At 62.3% G+C, this 15,106-nt stretch carries 14 protein-coding genes; 2 read left to right on the top strand and 12 right to left on the bottom strand.

The annotated features are described in order from the left end of the window. Positions 1-118: 118 nt before the first annotated feature. The 6 genes from ACO06J_RS04465 to ACO06J_RS04440 form a co-directional block, all read right to left on the bottom strand. The gene (locus ACO06J_RS04465; protein ID WP_421759500.1) at positions 119-1,771 is read right to left on the bottom strand and encodes a DUF4166 domain-containing protein; all 1,653 of its coding nucleotides are present in this window, start codon (positions 1,769-1,771) and stop codon (positions 119-121) included. Further along, positions 1,768-2,979, bottom strand: a complete 1,212-nt coding sequence (locus tag ACO06J_RS04460) for an FAD-dependent oxidoreductase (protein WP_421762448.1) — start codon at positions 2,977-2,979, stop codon at positions 1,768-1,770. The genes ACO06J_RS04465 and ACO06J_RS04460 overlap by 4 nt, the downstream gene beginning before the upstream one ends. Before the next feature lie 53 nt (positions 2,980-3,032). After that, entirely contained in the window at positions 3,033-4,946 is a 1,914-nt protein-coding gene (locus tag ACO06J_RS04455) for a potassium transporter Kup (protein WP_421759499.1), read from the bottom strand. A gap of 216 nt (positions 4,947-5,162) precedes the next feature. After that, entirely contained in the window at positions 5,163-5,768 is a 606-nt protein-coding gene (locus tag ACO06J_RS04450; protein WP_421759498.1) for an NADPH-dependent FMN reductase, read from the bottom strand. 307 nt (positions 5,769-6,075) lie between these two features. Continuing rightward, positions 6,076-6,384, bottom strand: a complete 309-nt coding sequence (locus ACO06J_RS04445) for a hypothetical protein (RefSeq protein ID WP_421759497.1) — start codon at positions 6,382-6,384, stop codon at positions 6,076-6,078. Positions 6,385-6,563: 179 nt separating this feature from the next. Next, a complete protein-coding gene (locus ACO06J_RS04440) occupies positions 6,564-7,322 on the bottom strand; it encodes a pyridoxine 5'-phosphate synthase (protein WP_421759496.1) in 759 nt (252 codons plus the stop codon). A gap of 146 nt (positions 7,323-7,468) precedes the next feature. Here ACO06J_RS04440 and ACO06J_RS04435 point away from each other — a divergent pair, with 146 nt between their 5' ends. Then, the gene (locus ACO06J_RS04435) at positions 7,469-7,723 is read left to right on the top strand and encodes a BrnT family toxin (RefSeq protein ID WP_421759495.1); all 255 of its coding nucleotides are present in this window, start codon (positions 7,469-7,471) and stop codon (positions 7,721-7,723) included. Then, positions 7,713-8,000: a BrnA antitoxin family protein gene (locus tag ACO06J_RS04430; protein ID WP_421759494.1), complete on the top strand. Its 288-nt coding sequence runs from the start codon at positions 7,713-7,715 to the stop codon at positions 7,998-8,000. The genes ACO06J_RS04435 and ACO06J_RS04430 overlap by 11 nt, the downstream gene beginning before the upstream one ends. 6 nt (positions 8,001-8,006) lie before the next feature. On the opposite strand, the gene ACO06J_RS04425 is transcribed toward ACO06J_RS04430, so the two are convergent. From ACO06J_RS04425 to ACO06J_RS04400, 6 genes are all read right to left on the bottom strand, one after another. Next, complete coding sequence (locus ACO06J_RS04425; protein ID WP_421759493.1) at positions 8,007-8,894, bottom strand: DMT family transporter; 888 nt, start codon at positions 8,892-8,894, stop codon at positions 8,007-8,009. A 51-nt stretch (positions 8,895-8,945) separates the two neighbouring features. Then, positions 8,946-9,500, bottom strand: a complete 555-nt coding sequence (gene ilvN, locus ACO06J_RS04420) for an acetolactate synthase small subunit (protein ID WP_421759491.1) — start codon at positions 9,498-9,500, stop codon at positions 8,946-8,948. Between the two features lie 78 nt (positions 9,501-9,578). Beyond that, positions 9,579-11,348 carry an acetolactate synthase 3 large subunit gene (locus ACO06J_RS04415; protein WP_421759490.1) on the bottom strand — a complete coding sequence of 590 codons (1,770 nt, stop codon included), beginning with the start codon at positions 11,346-11,348 and terminating at the stop codon, positions 9,579-9,581. 276 nt (positions 11,349-11,624) lie between these two features. Beyond that, positions 11,625-13,457, bottom strand: a complete 1,833-nt coding sequence (locus ACO06J_RS04410) for an ATP-dependent nuclease (protein ID WP_421759489.1) — start codon at positions 13,455-13,457, stop codon at positions 11,625-11,627. A gap of 97 nt (positions 13,458-13,554) precedes the next feature. Beyond that, a complete protein-coding gene (locus ACO06J_RS04405) occupies positions 13,555-13,914 on the bottom strand; it encodes a DUF2200 domain-containing protein (RefSeq protein ID WP_421759488.1) in 360 nt (119 codons plus the stop codon). A gap of 377 nt (positions 13,915-14,291) precedes the next feature. Further along, a complete protein-coding gene (locus tag ACO06J_RS04400; protein WP_421759487.1) occupies positions 14,292-14,747 on the bottom strand; it encodes a DUF805 domain-containing protein in 456 nt (151 codons plus the stop codon). Positions 14,748-15,106 lie beyond the last annotated feature (359 nt).

Below are 15,106 nucleotides of genomic sequence, written 5' to 3'. Positions count from 1 at the left end.
TGTGAGGCGCGTTTCGCTCCGGTCTGCCTTCTCCCCTTGTGGGAGAAGGTGCCCGAAGGGCGGATGAGGGGTTCTCTCAGCGAGCTCCGGCCGCACCTCGCGGAACTGCATCTGATTTCTAAACGACCAGATATCCCCGGTATGCCACCAGCCGGCCCAGTCCCGGCACCGAGATGTCCACCTCGAACCGGTGCCGCCCACCGTCATCGACACGCTCCTCGGCCGTGATCCGGGGCAACAGGAACTTGGGCAACGGGACTCCATAAGCCGTGCCCGAAACCAGCTCCATATTGAGCCCGTCGCCCCGTGGCACCAGCCGCATCCGCATCGCCACTGAGCCGAAGCGTTCCTCGACGATCCCTGCCTCCACAGCCCGCATCGTCGAGCGCATCGGCTTGCCGTCAAAGAACCGCGTCCAGTGCTCGCGCCCCTCGCGCGATTCGATCACCACCCGAACCGGTACCCGCGCCGCTTCTGCAGGAAACCCGAACCCCTTGGCCACCAACCGGCCAAGCCAGTTCTCAGCCCCCGCCACCGCAGCTTCGCCATCGGCGATCACCGCCGGCCGACCCCGGTGCAGATGCCGCGTCACCTCCGGCAAGCGTTCAAATCCCTCACCCATCACGCGCCGATAAAGCGGCTTTTCGCCCCGGAACGCCGCCTGCTTGATCTCGATGTTGAGCCCTTCAAGCCACGGCCGGATCTGCTCAATGCTGAGCACTCCCGCCGCCGCCCGTGCCCCCGGCAGCACGCCGCGCCCGAGCGTCAGCGCCTCGATCAGCGCTGCCGCAGGCACCACCGGCACATACGGTCCATCGCCTTGCGAGGCCTTCAGCGACCATCGTACCACCCGCGTTTCCCCGCGCGCATCCTGGCCCGCCGCCTCGATCAACATGCCGCCCTGATCCGTCCCAAAGCGGCCAAGCCGGTTGGCTACCCAGAGCCCGAGCCCGGTCAACAGCCTTGCCGACGGCAGCAGGCGCCAGCGCACCAGCCACCCGGCCAAACCGATCATCCAGTTCAGCACGCCCAGTTCCATCCCGGCCTCGAAGCTGGCCCGCACCCGAGTCTGAAACCGCTTTTGCAGCAAGTCGAGATCCGGCACATCGGCCAGCGCCGCCATGCGCCGGTTGAGCCCTTCGATCACGACACCGCTAGGGTCGGCCCAGCCCCGCCGCTCCTGCCACTCCCCCTCGCGAAACACCCGAACCTTCTGGCCCACCCAGGAGAGTATCCCCGCCACTGTCGCCCGGCCCCGCGGCGCTTGATTGCCCGGCACCATGGCAATATCGATGCTATCCACTGTCAGCCACGCACTCGTGAGGTGATCGAGCACCGCATGCGTCAGCCCAGGCGTCGTGCTCGCCCCGCTGGTGATCGAAATCCCCACCGCCCGCGCCGCGCTGTCGAACTTTCCGATCCCACCCGCAAACGCCCGCGAGTCCGCGATATCGACATAGGCCACGCGCGCCCCGATCGCCGCCTCGATCAGCGCCGTCGTGCCCGTCTGGAACGGCCCGCTGCAATCGACCACCACGTCGCAGCCGAACTCCTTCAGCTTGTCCGCCGTGATCCGCTCGCGGTCGACCAGGATAAACGCGAACTCGCCCTGTCCGTCGATCGATCGCAATTCGCGCTGCAGCGCCACCGCCTTGCTCTCGGTCCGCCCCCCGATGCTCACCCGAAACGCGTGCCGCCGCGCCAGCAGCCGGGCCAGCCGGCTACCGAACACCCCAGCGCCCCCGATGACCAAAACGTGTGGCCGGCTCATCGCGTTACCTCACGCGAGCGTTGAGCATTCAGCCCCACCGCGTTGAGCGGACTCAGCAACTGCCCCGCCACCATCGTCGCCAGTAGCCGCGACACCGGCGGCACCTGCGACAACGCGCTCATGAACACATCGCGCATCACCGGCAGCACCTTGCTCTCGGACTGATAGAACGGCGTCAGCAGCAGCGACAACGCCTGGTAGAGCCGCACATGTCCCCGCCGCATCTGCGCATAAAGCGACAGCGCCTCGGCAACGCTTCCCCCCGCATCGATCGCGTGCGTCAGCGCCGCCGCATCCAGCAGAGCCATATTTGCACCCTGCCCCAGTTGCGGGCTCGTCGAATGCGCACTATCGCCGACAAAGGCGATCGCCTCACCCTTGGGCACAGGCAGCGTGAAATGCGCGTAGCGCGCCAGAGTCAGGCCATCGAAATCGCTCACCGCCTCAAGATGCGGCGCAACTGCGGGCCAATAGCGCAGCACCTCGTCTCGCCATTTGTCGAAGCCGCCGGCCTTGACGGCAGCATAGTCCGCAGGCTTCAGGCTCCAGAAGAATGCCGCCTGCGCGTCTCCCGTGACGTTCTGCCGGCCCACTGGCATCACCCCGACCATCACCTTCGCCTTGTGATACCGCTGCGTCAGCGCCGAGCCGTTAAAGCCCGTATCGAGCCACGGCACCGTGCCCCAGACCGCCCCGAACTTCAGCGGCGTCGCCGTACCCGGTCGCTCGGCTTCCCCGCGCAGCGGCGAACTCGCCCCCATCGTATCAACCACCAGGTCGAACGGCCCCTCGAGGCCCCGCGGCCCGATCAGCCACGCCTTGTCCTTGTCGCGCTCCATGCGCGTGATCGGATAGGCGGTTCTCAGCGGCAGCTTCGCCGCCACCACCGCATCGTGCAGCACCTTGAACAGCGCCGCCCGGTGCACGCCGAGCGCATGCACCCCCATCCCCAGCGGCGCATAACCCACATCGAGCACCACGCGTCCGGTCTGGGAATCCGTGCCGACCAACCGGCTGATGCGCACGCCGAGTTCGGCCATCGCATCCAGCAGCCCGAGGTCAGCCAGCACCGCCTGCCCCGTCGGCTGCAGCATCAAGCCGGAGCCCACCGGCTGAGCCCTCACAAACTGCTCGAACAAATGCACCTTATGCCCGGCGCGGCTGAGATACAGCGCCGCGGCGAGACCAGCCGGCCCCGCTCCCGCGATGGCAATGTCCAGTGCGTTCCGCAGCTTACCAGCCCCCGGGATCTTGGGGATAACTAGATCATCACCTGCGTGCCGATTTCAACCACGCGTCCGGTTGGAATGTGGAAGTATTCGGTGGCATCGGTCGCATTCTTGGCGAGCCCAATGAAGATCCGGTCGACAAACAACGGCATCCCGCCCTTCGGCGAGGCCCTGAGCGACCGCCGTGACAAGAAGAACGAGGTCGACATGATGTCGAACTTCCAGCCCAATTTGCGCGCCAGTGCCAGCGCCTTGGGAATGTTCGGCGTCTCCATATACCCGAACGTCACCACCACGCGGTAGAACAGGTCGTTATAGGCGTCGATACGCACCTTCTCATTATCAGCCACCGTCGGGCTCTCCGACGTCATGACCGTGAGGATGACGTTGTGCTCGTGCAGCACCTTGTAGTGCTTGAGGCTGTGCAGCAGCGCCGTCGGCGCGCCCTCAATATCAGAGGTGAGAAACACTGCCGTACCGGGCACGATCGTCGGCTTCTTCTTCGAAAGGTTCTCGACCAGGAACTCGAGCGGCACCTCGTCGCGGCGCGTCTTTTCTGCCAGCCGCCGCCGCCCGACGATCCAGATGGTCATGAGGCTCGCGAGCATCGTCGCCACCACAGCCGGCACCCAGCCGCCCTGGGCGAACTTAGCCACGTTGGCGACAAAGAACCCGATATCGATCACCAGCAGCGGCGCAATTACGATCGCTGCCAGATAGACGCTCCACTTCCACAGCCGCCACATCACGATGAACAGCAGGATCGCCGTCACCAGCATCTCGCCCGTAACCGCGATGCCATATGCCGCCGACAGCGCACTCGAGCTCTTGAACCCGATCACCAGCAGCACCACCGCAATGAGCAGAAAGCCGTTCACCTGAGGCATGAAGATCTGCCCAGCCACCTCTTCCGAAGTGTGGCGCACTTCCAGGCGCGGCAACAGGTTAAGGTGCATCGCCTGGCGCACCAGCGAGTACGCGCCCGTGATCACCGCCTGGCTGGCGATAACGGTCGCCAGTGTCGCCAGCGCGATCATCGGGATCAGCGCCCAGTCCGGCTGCATCTGGAAGAACGGGTTATCGAACTTGCCCGCATGCTGCAGCACGAAAGCGCCCTGCCCGAAATAGTTGAGCAAGAGGCACGGAAACACCAGGAACAGCCACGCCGCAATGATCGGCTTGCGGCCGAAATGACCTAGATCCACATACAGCGCCTCAGCCCCCGTCACCGCGAGGAACACCGCACCCAGCACCACCACGGAAATGCCGGCATGCTGATAGAGGAACTGCACCCCCAAAAGCGGGTTCAGCGCCTGCAGCACTTCGGGTGCGTCAAAGATATGAACCAGCCCGGAAACGCCCAGCACGATGAACCAGATCGCCATCACCGGCCCAAACACGGTCGAGACCTTGGCGGTGCCAAAACGCTGGACCATGAACAGTCCGAGCAGGATCAGCACTGTGATCGGCACCACCCAGGGCGTCAGATCGGGCGCCACCACCTTGATGCCTTCTACAGCTGAAAGCACCGATACGGCCGGCGTAATGATGGCGTCGCCCAGAAACAGCGACCCTCCGATGATTCCCAGGGCGAGAATCCAGGTCGGGCGCTTGGCAAAGGCATTGCTCGCCAGAGTCATCAGGGAAAGCGTGCCACCTTCGCCCTTGTTGTCGGCGCGCAGCACGAAGCCGACATATTTGACGGTCACTACCATGGTCAGCGACCACACGATCAACGACAGCAGCCCCAGCACAGACTCGGGCGCACTGTGGCCGCCCGAGGCATGCAGGGCTTCGCGGAACGCGTAAAGCGGGCTGGTACCGATATCGCCATAGACGACACCGAGCGCTCCCAGCACCAGCAATGGAAGATTGGACGTGGCGTGGCCGGCCTGTTCGGTCGCCGCAGCGCCGGCGTTGCCGCCGGACGGAGTGCTCTGCGTCATATGCCCTTTGCTCACCCTGTTAGCGGGTGGTCCGGTCTCTACACCTCAAAGCGGGTGCACTCAACCGGGCAAATGCACGCAACCGCCGCATTTGAGCCATGGACGAAGGCCAGGGGCGCGGCATCAAGGACTCACAAAAGAAATTGGAGCGACGCGAGAGGGCGCGCGTCGCTCCGGATTCGAGGCCCCAGAAGGAGGGGGAGGCCTCGGAAAGGCTTAGGCGACCTTGCTGGCCGCAGCAGCGTCAGCTTCGCGAGCCGTCTTGGTGGCGTTGGTCCACCAGACGAGGTTGTTCAGCAGGTCAGGCACGAAACCATCGAAATTGGCCTTCACGTCGTCCCAGGTCTTCTGGCCCATCATGATCGGGAAGAAGTCCGAACCGCCGATGTGGATAGCCTGGCGAACGCCGGCCAGCTGCAGTTCGGCAGCAATGCCGCGCAGATGTTCGACGGCGCGGGCACCGCCCACCGAGCCGTAGCCGATAAAGGCAGCGGCCTTCTTGGCGAACGGGGTATAGGCCCAGTCGATCGCGTTCTTGAGCGCGCCGGTGATCGAGTGGTTGTATTCTGCAACCACGAAGATGTAGCCGTCGAACTCATTCAGCTTGGCCTGCCACTTGGCGGCAACCGGGTTCGGGGTCGGCATCCAGGCGTCAGACGCCGGAGCGTCGAACAGCGGCAGGTCGTAGTCGCGCAGGTCGACAATCTCGACGTCGATATCGCTGCGAGCGGCAGCATGGGCCGCAATCCACTTTGCCGGCTTGTCGCCGAAACGGGTCGGACGGGTCGAGCTGATGATGACGCCGATTTTTGGTTTGGACATTTGTTGCACTCCAGTATCAAAAGGTAACTGAGGCGCAATATGTGACTTTCTTTGATCCTCGCAAGTGGGCACCTTCATGGCTCAGGGGCACACCAGCCTGCGCGAGGCACACGCCTGTCACCTGCTACCCAAATCGATAGCAAAGGCATTCCGGGGTATTTGCGGCCCCAACGCTCAAGAACCACCCGCGAAGCACGGTTTGGTCGCCAACTGGAAATGCACTGTCCAAATATCCCGAACAGTGGACTGAGCAACACGCCAACTGTTTACGTCAGCAGTGTTGAACTTGGAGCGTGAGGCGCCGGACTCAGCGCAGCCCGAACGAGAACGCCCAGCCCAGCGCCTTCAGTCCCTGCGCGTCGAGTTCCGGATGCCTCGGCGCCAGCGCCTCGATGGCGCGTTCCGTCACCGATTTCTTGCTGCGTTTCTCGGGCTCAGGCACCGGCTGGCCCAGTTCCTCATAGAGCATCAGGATCCGCGCCTTGAGGTCAGCCGCCATTTCGGCGCCATAGCGCGTCACCAGATCGCCACCTCGCGCCCGCGGAAACGGCGATTTGCCGTAGCCGGTGTATAGCAAAATGGCCTCGTTGATCACGTCCAGATCAACGGCAGGCATCGCTGATTCTTTGAGCGCCACATTTCCCATGGGCGGAAATTACGCGGCCAATCGCGGCGAAGAAAGGGCGGAGTCCCCATCGTCCAACGCTCGCTGCAACCATACCTAACCGGCGGTTGTCCGGTTGCACGCATGTTGCACGCAGTCCCTCAACTTCTCCGAAATGCCTGTGGCTGGTTTCAGGCGCACGCTGCCTTGTAGAGCCGCACGGCCTCCGCCATTCCGTTGATCAGCGCATCAGCCGTAATCGCGTGCCCGATGGAAACTTCAGCCAGGTCCGGCACCGCTGCCTTCAGCAGCGGCAAGTTGACGAGGTTCAGGTCGTGCCCCGCATTCACCTTCAGCCCCTGCCCTCCAGCACGCGCATTGTGCCCGGCCTCGCGCGCCGAATCGGCAGTCGCCTTGAGCGCGGCGAGATACTGGCCCTGCTCCACCGGCCGTTGCGCACCGCCAAAGGGCCCGGTGTAGAGTTCAACTCGATCAGCACCGACCGCGCTCGCCGCCGCCGGCGCGCCCGGCTCGGCATCGATGAACAACGACACCCGCACCCCAGCCTTGTGCATGCGCTCAATCGCCGGCACCAGAAGCGCTTGGTTCGCCTCGATGTCCCAGCCATGGTCCGACGTCGCCTGCAGCGGATCATCCGGCACGAACGTCACCTGCTCCGGCGCCGCCCGTTCGACCAGCGCCAGGAAATCGTCGCTGGGATAGCCCTCGATATTGAACTCCCGGCCCGGATAATCCTGCTTCAGCAGCGCCGCTAGCTCGAACACATCTGTGCGCCGGATGTGCCGCTCATCCGGCCGCGGATGCACCGTAATCCCATCTGCCCCCGCATCGAGCGCAATCCTCGCCATCCCGACAACACTCGGCCACGGCACCGACCGGCGATTGCGCAGCATGGCGATGGCGTTGAGATTGACGGACAGATGGGTCATCGGAGCTCTCGAAAAGTCAGGCAGGAGCCTTACCCCATCGCCATCCCCTCGGCCAATCGAACGTTTTGATAGGCCGGATAACTCCCAGTGAGCTGGTTTTCGTACACGGATATTGCCGGGCGTGCCTTTTCCGTGTACGGTAACTCATGCTGATCCAGTGGGACGAGCCCAAGCGGCTGGCTAATCTCGACAAGCACGGGCTCGACTTCGTCGACCTGACGCTCGAGTTTTTCGCTCACGCTGTGCTCCTGCCAGCCAAGGATATGAGAATAGCTGCCATCGGTCGCCTGGCGGATGGCGCCGTGACCGTGATTTTCGCGCATCTGGGGTCAGAAGCCATATCCGTGATCTCGATGCGACCAGCGAGCCAAAAGGAAAGGAGGCTTCTCAATGACCACTAAGAAGTTCGTGCCCGGGCGGGGCTACACCGAAGCTGATTGGAACGACGTCGACAGTCCCGACCTCACCGACGAGCAACTCGCCCAGGCCAAGCCCTTCGCCGAAGTCTTCCCCGAGCTTGCCGCCAGCATCAAGCGCAGCGTCGGCCGCCCGCGGCTCGACAATGCCAGGCAGGCGGTAACCCTGCGGGTGACCCCCGAAACCCTGCGCAAGTTCGAAGGCCTCGGCCCCGACTGGCGCGCCCGCATGGCCGAAATCTTGGAGAAGGCGAAGGTCTAGTTCGGCCTAAGCGACCACGGTCATCCTGCGCTTCCGCTCATCCAGCGCCACGATGGTCAAGCCACTCGCCACCACCAGCGCGATGCCGGCAATCGCCAGCGCATTGGGGAACTGCTGGAACACCACCAAGCCAGACACCACCGCCCACACCGTGAACGTGTAATAGAACGGCGCCACCACGCCCGTCGGGCCGATGCGGTAGCTCATGAAAATGAAAAAGTGCCCGGCAATCAGGAACGCTCCGGCCCCTGCGACAAGCATCAGATGCCGCGGCTCGGGCGTCACCCATTGCTCAGTCAGCACATGCGCCACCCCTGCCCCGACCAGCACCACCAGCACTGCCGAGATCGCGACGATCAGCCCCGGCACCTCCGCCGCCACCCGGCGCCCGGCAATATCGCGCGCCGCACAGAACACCGCGTTCGCCAGCGCCAGCAGCGCATAGATCGAGATCCCCTGCATCGAGGGCTGCGCGATCATCAGCGCGCCCAGAAAGCCGGTGCCGATCAGCGCCATCCGCACCCCGCCGATCTTTTCGCGAAACAGCACCGAGGCGCCCAGCAGCACCAGCATTGGCGTGATCTGCCCCAGGGCCGAGCTATCCGCGATCGGCATATTGGTCAGCGCCAGCATGTAGCAAAGGATAGCGCCCAGCTCGAGCACGTTCCTCAGCAGCACCCGCCTGTCCGCCAGCTTGGGCAACTGCTTGCCGTACCCCAGCAAAAACAGCAGCGGCACGCCCCAGATCGTCGCCCCCACGCCGCGCAGGAACAGCACCTCATAGGGCGGCAACCCGCCGGTCGCGAGCTTCATCAGCGTGTCGTTGATCACATAGGACCCGCAGGCGATGACCATGAACAACGGCCCGCGGAACGGGTGCGACGACAACGACACGATAATTCCCCCAGAGAGACAAAGGCCGGGATCGCTCCCGGCCCAGTCTCCTTACATGCCTTCCGAACCGCGCGAAATCGCCGCGAGCCCGGTGCGCACCACTTCGATCAGCCCCAGGGGCGCCATCAGTGCGATGAAGCTGTCGATCTTGGAGGGCTTGCCAGTCACCTCGAACACGAAGCTCTCGGTTGTCGCATCGACAATCTGCGCCCGGAACGCATCGGCCAGCCGCAACGCCTCGGCCCGCGGCTCTCCCGCCCCGCCCACCTTGATCAGCGCCAGCTCGCGCTCCAGCGATTTGCCCTCGGCCGTCAGGTCATGCACCCGGTGCACCGGGATCAGCCGCTCGAGCTGCAGCTTGATCTGCGTCAGCACCTTGGGCGTTGCAACCGTAACCACCGTGATACGGCTCAGCCCCTTGTCGTGCTCGGTTTCTGAGACCGTCAGGCTGTCGATATTATAGCCGCGCGCCGAGAACAGCCCGACAACTCGAGCGAGAATCCCCGGCTCGTTGTCGACCAGCACCGAAAGCGTATGCCGCTCCGGCTTCTGCGTCTCAGCCGCCAGAAAATAAGCCGAACCACTCGGCTGCAGATGTGCGTTCATGGATGTGTTCCTTGTCAGGCTGGAGGCATTGTTCTGCCCCACTCACCGGTGTCATCCGGGGTGGAGAAAGATCAGTCCCTAGACCAGCTGCCTTCCCTTTGCGTCGATAATATCCCCGATATTCTCCGTGAAATCGGGCAGGATCATCTCGTTATGCGGCTTGCCCGACGGGATCATCGGCAGGCAGTTCTCGTGCTTTTCGACGAGGCAGTCGAACAGCACCGGGCCGTCATAGTCGATCATCTCCTGGATCGCGTCATCGAGCAGCGCCGGGTCCGAGCAGCGGATGCCCTTGCCGCCATAGGCTTCCGCCAGCTTGACGAAATCGGGCAGGCTCTCCGAATAGGAGTGCGCATAGCGCCCGCCATGCAACAGGTCCTGCCACTGGCGCACCATGCCCATCCGCTCGTTGTTGAGGATGAACACCTTGATCGGCAGCCGGTACTGCACCGCCGTCGAGAGCTCCTGCATCGTCATCTGCACCGAGGCTTCGCCCGCGATATCGATGACGAGTGCGTCAGGATGGGCAACCTGCACGCCAACTGCCGCCGGCAGGCCATAGCCCATCGTGCCGAGCCCACCCGAAGTCATCCAGCGGTTCGGCGCCTCGAACGGAAAGTGCTGCGCCGCCCACATCTGGTGCTGGCCCACTTCGGTCGTGATGTAGACATCGCGCCCCTTGGTCGCCGCGTGCAGCCGCTTGATCGCGTGCTGCGGCTTGATCACCGTCGCCGAGTTGCGGAACCCGAACGAGTTCTTGCCGCGCCATTCGGTGATCTCGGCCCACCACGGCGCCAGCGCCTCGGTGCGCGGTGCGTTGGTCTTGCTCCGCCACACGCGGATCATTTCCTCCATCACCAGCCCGCTGTCGCCGACAATGGCGAGGTCGGCCGGCACGTTCTTGCCGATCGAGCTGGGGTCGATATCGACGTGGATCTTGGTCGAGTTCGGCGAAAACGCCGTGATCTTGCCGGTGATGCGGTCGTCGAACCGCGCCCCGATGCAGATCATCAGGTCGCAGTCATGCATGGCCATGTTGGCTTCGTAACTGCCGTGCATGCCCAGCATGCCCATCCACTGCGGGTTCGAACCCGGGAACGCGCCGAGCCCCATCAGCGTCGAGGTCACCGGAAAGCCGGTCAATTCCGCCAGCTCGCGCAGCTTCTCGCTCGCCTCAGGGCCGGAGTTGATGATGCCGCCGCCGGTATAAAAGATCGGCTTTTCCGCCCGCAGCATCAGGTCGACCGCCGCCTCGATCCCCGAAGCGTCGCCCGCCGTTGCCGGGTGATAGCTCTTGTGCCGGCTCGCGCCGATCTCGTCAGGCCCGAGATACATCCCCAGCGCAAACTGCACATCCTTGGGAATATCGACCAGCACAGGGCCGGGCCGCCCCGAGCGCGCAATATGGAACGCCTCGTGCAGCACACGCGGCAGGTCCTCCACGCGCTTCACCAGATAATTGTGCTTGGTGCACGAGCGGGTGATCCCCACCGTGTCGCATTCCTGGAACGCGTCCGAGCCGATCAGCGCCGTCGGCACCTGCGCGGTGAGGCACACCATCGGGATCGAATCCATCAGCGCATCGGTCAGCCCCGTGACCGCATTGGTCGCGCCCGGCCCCGAAGTCACCAGCACCACGCCGACCTTGCCGGTCGAACGCGCATAGCCCTCGGCCATGTGCGTTGCGCCCTGCTCGTGCCGCACGAGGATATGCTCGACCTCGTCCTGCTGGAACATTGCGTCATAGATCGGCAACGCCGCCCCACCGGGATAGCCAAAGATATGCTTGACCCCCTGGTCCACCAGCGCCTGGATCACCATCTCCGCGCCCGTCATCTGCTCGCCCATTTTTCAGTCCTTCCTCGCCGCCTCCCCTTCCTTCCCCTCTCCCCTTGAGGGAGAGGGTGGCCGCGCAGCGGCCGGGTGAGGGGCAGTTCCCTTTTTGACACCACCGGCGCGCTAACCGCTCGCCGGAATCCAAGGCAATAAAAAAGGCCCCCTTCGGGACCTTGTTTTCGGCGCACCAGCCATCCGCGGGGACCTTTACCCCACGCGACCGATGCGCCCCACTACTACGAGAATGTTCTTCAGCACGGCTGTGCTCCGACGAATTGATGGCGGGGTTTATGGGCGCGAGGGGTGGGCGGTGTCAAGGGGTGGCTTGAGCCATACGAGAGCATCACTGAAGACCGCATCAATGATCGAGAGGTCCAAGGTCTTGTGAGCGGCATCGACAAAAGCCCCCTTAAGGTCGTCCTGCACTCCCCTGGACCAAAACCAGACGTCGGATCCCGCCAGTGCGGTTCGCAACGGAAGACTCGCGGACTGGGGCATCCCAGTATGATAAAGCTGATACAACTCTGCACTGACCACTTTTAGTTTCGCCTCGTCCAACAGCGACTCGTATATTTTTCCGGCAGCGTTGGCCTCAAATAGAAATTCGACGGTAAAAAATGCTCTTTCCATAGAAATCACATGCTTGGCGCGAAATGCTTCGAACTCAGCCGGCCAAGGCAGGCACCACGCGCCGAGTTGTTTTGCGATAAGCTTGGGTTGCGCGAGCGGGTTCTTGGATTTTGTCAACGCCTCGTAAGCCGCTCTCCCGGCAGAGTCATTGTCAAAGAGGAGTAGGGTGCGGGCGTCGGACACCAAGCCTCCCTCAAGCAACTTAGGCACTATCTCCGCTGCGGTTTTGGGAGTTCCGTCTAGAGTGCGGATCGAGAGGTCGTTTGCTGCGAGACCAGCTCGCTTAGCAGCAAGCTCGAAGATAGTTTTGTCGTGCGGCCCCTCTACAAACAACGTCGGACGCTTAAGATCGGCCAATTGACCCAAGAGCCGCTGACCATCCTTCTGTAACTGGTCGTTCTGCTCCTTCATCTCCTTCCACCGCCGGATAACAAACGGCAACTGAAGGAGACTCGCCTCTTTCATGCGGCTTTCAGCCTCATCAAGCGAGTCCACATTGCTAATCGCGTTCTTCGGGTCCACCTTCTGGGAGCCCGCCATTTTTCTCTGTAAAGATACGAAGTACCTTCGAACCACGTGACCAACGTGCTGCGAGTCAGCCAGATAGAATGCAGGGGAGTGGCTTGTGATAAATATCTGAGTATCAGAAGAGTTGGAAATTTCAGAAAAATTGGCAGCCTCTAGTTCAGCTGCGCCAAAATCCAGCGAATTCTCTGGCTCTTCAAATCCCCAAATAAAATATTTGTATGGCTCTCTCTTATTAATGTATCTTAGTAGTTCTGGAAGATGGCGCGCCTTTACACCATCTCCTTTTTGCCGAAGCAAGGAATGACCATCCTCTCCATGGGAGAAGTCCAAAGATCGAAACAACGCCCCCATATCGCTTGGAGCAGCAAGCGCGGTACTTACGCCGAATAGCTTACTTAAAGCAAATGACAACTGTTCAGTCTCACCCCTAATTGCACTTACAAACTCAGAGCTTGCCGAAGTAAGACCCGAACTATCAGCTGCGGCCGAGTACATCCTTTCAATCAGATCAGCAAATACTGTCTCGTCCTTAATTGCAGGAATATATGTAAAATCGATCTGATTCAGAAACTTACGCAACTGAATCTTCGACCCAGTAGACATATTCTTGGGTAGTGTTTCCGACATCTCCCCATCAATATTCCACTGACGCTTAACTGATACGGACGCACCAAGAGATGGTTGGTAATTTTTTGGCACAGAAAAGTCGATACGTACTGAGATAAACTGTCTTCCTTTTGCCGCGACCGCCTCGGCTCGTCGAATATCAGAAAAATCCAAACCAAAATCGTCGCGGGCCTCGTCCGCCAATTTCGGGTTGAAGAATTGGTCGAGTGCCCGTAGCACGTTCGACTTGCCGGCATCGTTTCTGCCGAATATCAACGTCAGATCACCTGGCTCGTCGAGCACAGCATGATAAAGGGAACGTAGATAGTTTACTTCAATTCGGCGAATTAGGCGCATAGATTCCTCCGCCGTGAAGCTAAGCGCGTGCTTTGGGAGTCTGCAACCCCATACAACCGGTCTTCATTGACTTCCCCGGCCTTGGATTTGCAATCCCTCACCCCCGCAATATCTTCCCCATCGCCTTCCCCCTCGCCAGCTCGTCGATGAGCTTGTCGAGAGTGCGGATCTCCCGCATCAGCTGTTCCTCGATCTCCTCCACCCGCACGCCGCAGACCACGCCGGTGATCAGCGCACGGGCGGGGTTGAGGGCCGGGGCGGTGGTGAAGAAGCTCTCGACGCTCGTCCGCTCCGCGAGCTGTTTTTCGAGCGACGCGTCGGAATGCCCGGTCAGCCAGCGGATGATCTCATCCACCTCCGCCTTCGTCCGCCCCTTCCGCTCCGCCTTCGCCACGTAGGCCGGATAGACGCTGGCAAACGGCATCGCATAAAGCCGCGCATTGTTCCTGGCGTTCATGGGCTCCTCCCGTTTGGGCAGGGCAATCGGATCTGACTGATCATGGTGAAGCAAAGGCCTCCTCACCCGGCCTTCGGCCGACCTCTCCCCCAAGGGAGAGGTAGCGAGGTGGCGCTATCGTGCCCCAGCTTACCTCTCCCTTTGGGGGACTTCGAGGCGGCCCGAAGGGACAAATCGCTCCAGTGGAGCGATTTGAGAGGAGAAGGCCATGAGACCTGTGGTCGAATGGCAAGGTCGGCGCGCAGCGCCGGGTGAGGGGGCCTTCTTTTTTCAAATGCGATTGCTCCTCCTTTTTGGGCGGAGCTTAGTGGATCGTCAGCGTCAGGGAAGCGCGAACCGCACCGCGCGCTACCGAGGCTGCGCACCATCCCTGCCCGTCACGCCGTACGTTGCCCGATCTGCTGCAGCAGCATCTGCGCCCGGTTCGGCAGCGCCGCGATCGGCGTCCGCGTCAGGCCCGGAGCATGGTAGCGCGGGTCTTCGCCATAGCCGTTCATCCCCACCCCATCCGGCCCGGCACACATCAGCACCAGCAGCCAGATCGAGCCGATCAGCGGCACCATGCCGATCAGATACCACCAGCCCGAGCGCCCGCTGTCATGCAGCCGCCGCACCGTCACCGTAATCGATGGCACCGTGTGAAAGATCACCGCAAACAGCGTCGGAAAACCCATGTCCTCGGCCCGCGGCACGCGTCCGGTGAGCTTGGCTTCTGCCAGCACTGCCCCGACAATCAGCGCCGTCATCGTCAGCTGGAACATCCAGTACTGCGTGCGGCTCGTCCGTCCCGAAAACTCGAAATAGCGCAACAGCGCGTCGAAATACCCCAACATCTCTGCCCCCAGACCGCCCCCTTCTGGTGCGGATGCGAGGGAAAATAGCGTAGGACTTTCAAGGATCGGTGCGGCAGAAAGTTACAATTTTATCGATCTGCGCCCAGCACTCCTCGCTCGGCGTCGCTCCTCGGCATCATCGTCTGGCCCTGCTTCCTCGGGAGCCACTTCGCTGTGCCGGGAGTTGGGTAAGCGCAAGCCGCACCCCCTCCACCGGCTACGCCGGTCCCCCTCCCCCGTTTCACGGGTGAGGATCAGGGCCGCACCAGCTGCAGCAATGTGCACAAATGGCGCCACAGCAGATCCTCACCCGTGAAACGGGGGACTTCGCGGCCGATCGACCGCAGGTCGATGAAAGG

The organism is Devosia sp. (assembly GCF_965229025.1).
GTDB lineage: Bacteria > Pseudomonadota > Alphaproteobacteria > Rhizobiales > Devosiaceae > Devosia_A.
The sequence above is the reverse complement of the archived record's forward strand: the minus strand, read 5'-3'. Positions and strand labels throughout refer to the sequence as shown.

Excerpts from the sequence above, each read along its gene's own strand:
- ACO06J_RS04455 (WP_421759499.1), bottom strand. The coding sequence starts at position 4,946 with ATGACGCAGAGCACTCCGTCCGGCGGCAACGCCGGCGCTGCGGCGACC.
- ilvN (WP_421759491.1), bottom strand. The coding sequence starts at position 9,500 with ATGAACGCACATCTGCAGCCGAGTGGTTCGGCTTATTTTCTGGCGGCT.
- ACO06J_RS04405 (WP_421759488.1), bottom strand. The coding sequence starts at position 13,914 with ATGAACGCCAGGAACAATGCGCGGCTTTATGCGATGCCGTTTGCCAGC.
- ACO06J_RS04430 (WP_421759494.1), top strand. The coding sequence starts at position 7,713 with ATGACCACTAAGAAGTTCGTGCCCGGGCGGGGCTACACCGAAGCTGAT.
- ACO06J_RS04445 (WP_421759497.1), bottom strand. The coding sequence starts at position 6,384 with ATGCCTGCCGTTGATCTGGACGTGATCAACGAGGCCATTTTGCTATAC.
- ACO06J_RS04465 (WP_421759500.1), bottom strand. The coding sequence starts at position 1,771 with ATGAGCCGGCCACACGTTTTGGTCATCGGGGGCGCTGGGGTGTTCGGT.
- ACO06J_RS04415 (WP_421759490.1), bottom strand. The coding sequence starts at position 11,348 with ATGGGCGAGCAGATGACGGGCGCGGAGATGGTGATCCAGGCGCTGGTG.
- ACO06J_RS04435 (WP_421759495.1), top strand. The coding sequence starts at position 7,469 with ATGCTGATCCAGTGGGACGAGCCCAAGCGGCTGGCTAATCTCGACAAG.
- ACO06J_RS04440 (WP_421759496.1), bottom strand. The coding sequence starts at position 7,322 with ATGACCCATCTGTCCGTCAATCTCAACGCCATCGCCATGCTGCGCAAT.
- ACO06J_RS04410 (WP_421759489.1), bottom strand. The coding sequence starts at position 13,457 with ATGCGCCTAATTCGCCGAATTGAAGTAAACTATCTACGTTCCCTTTAT.
- ACO06J_RS04450 (WP_421759498.1), bottom strand. The coding sequence starts at position 5,768 with ATGTCCAAACCAAAAATCGGCGTCATCATCAGCTCGACCCGTCCGACC.
- ACO06J_RS04400 (WP_421759487.1), bottom strand. The coding sequence starts at position 14,747 with ATGTTGGGGTATTTCGACGCGCTGTTGCGCTATTTCGAGTTTTCGGGA.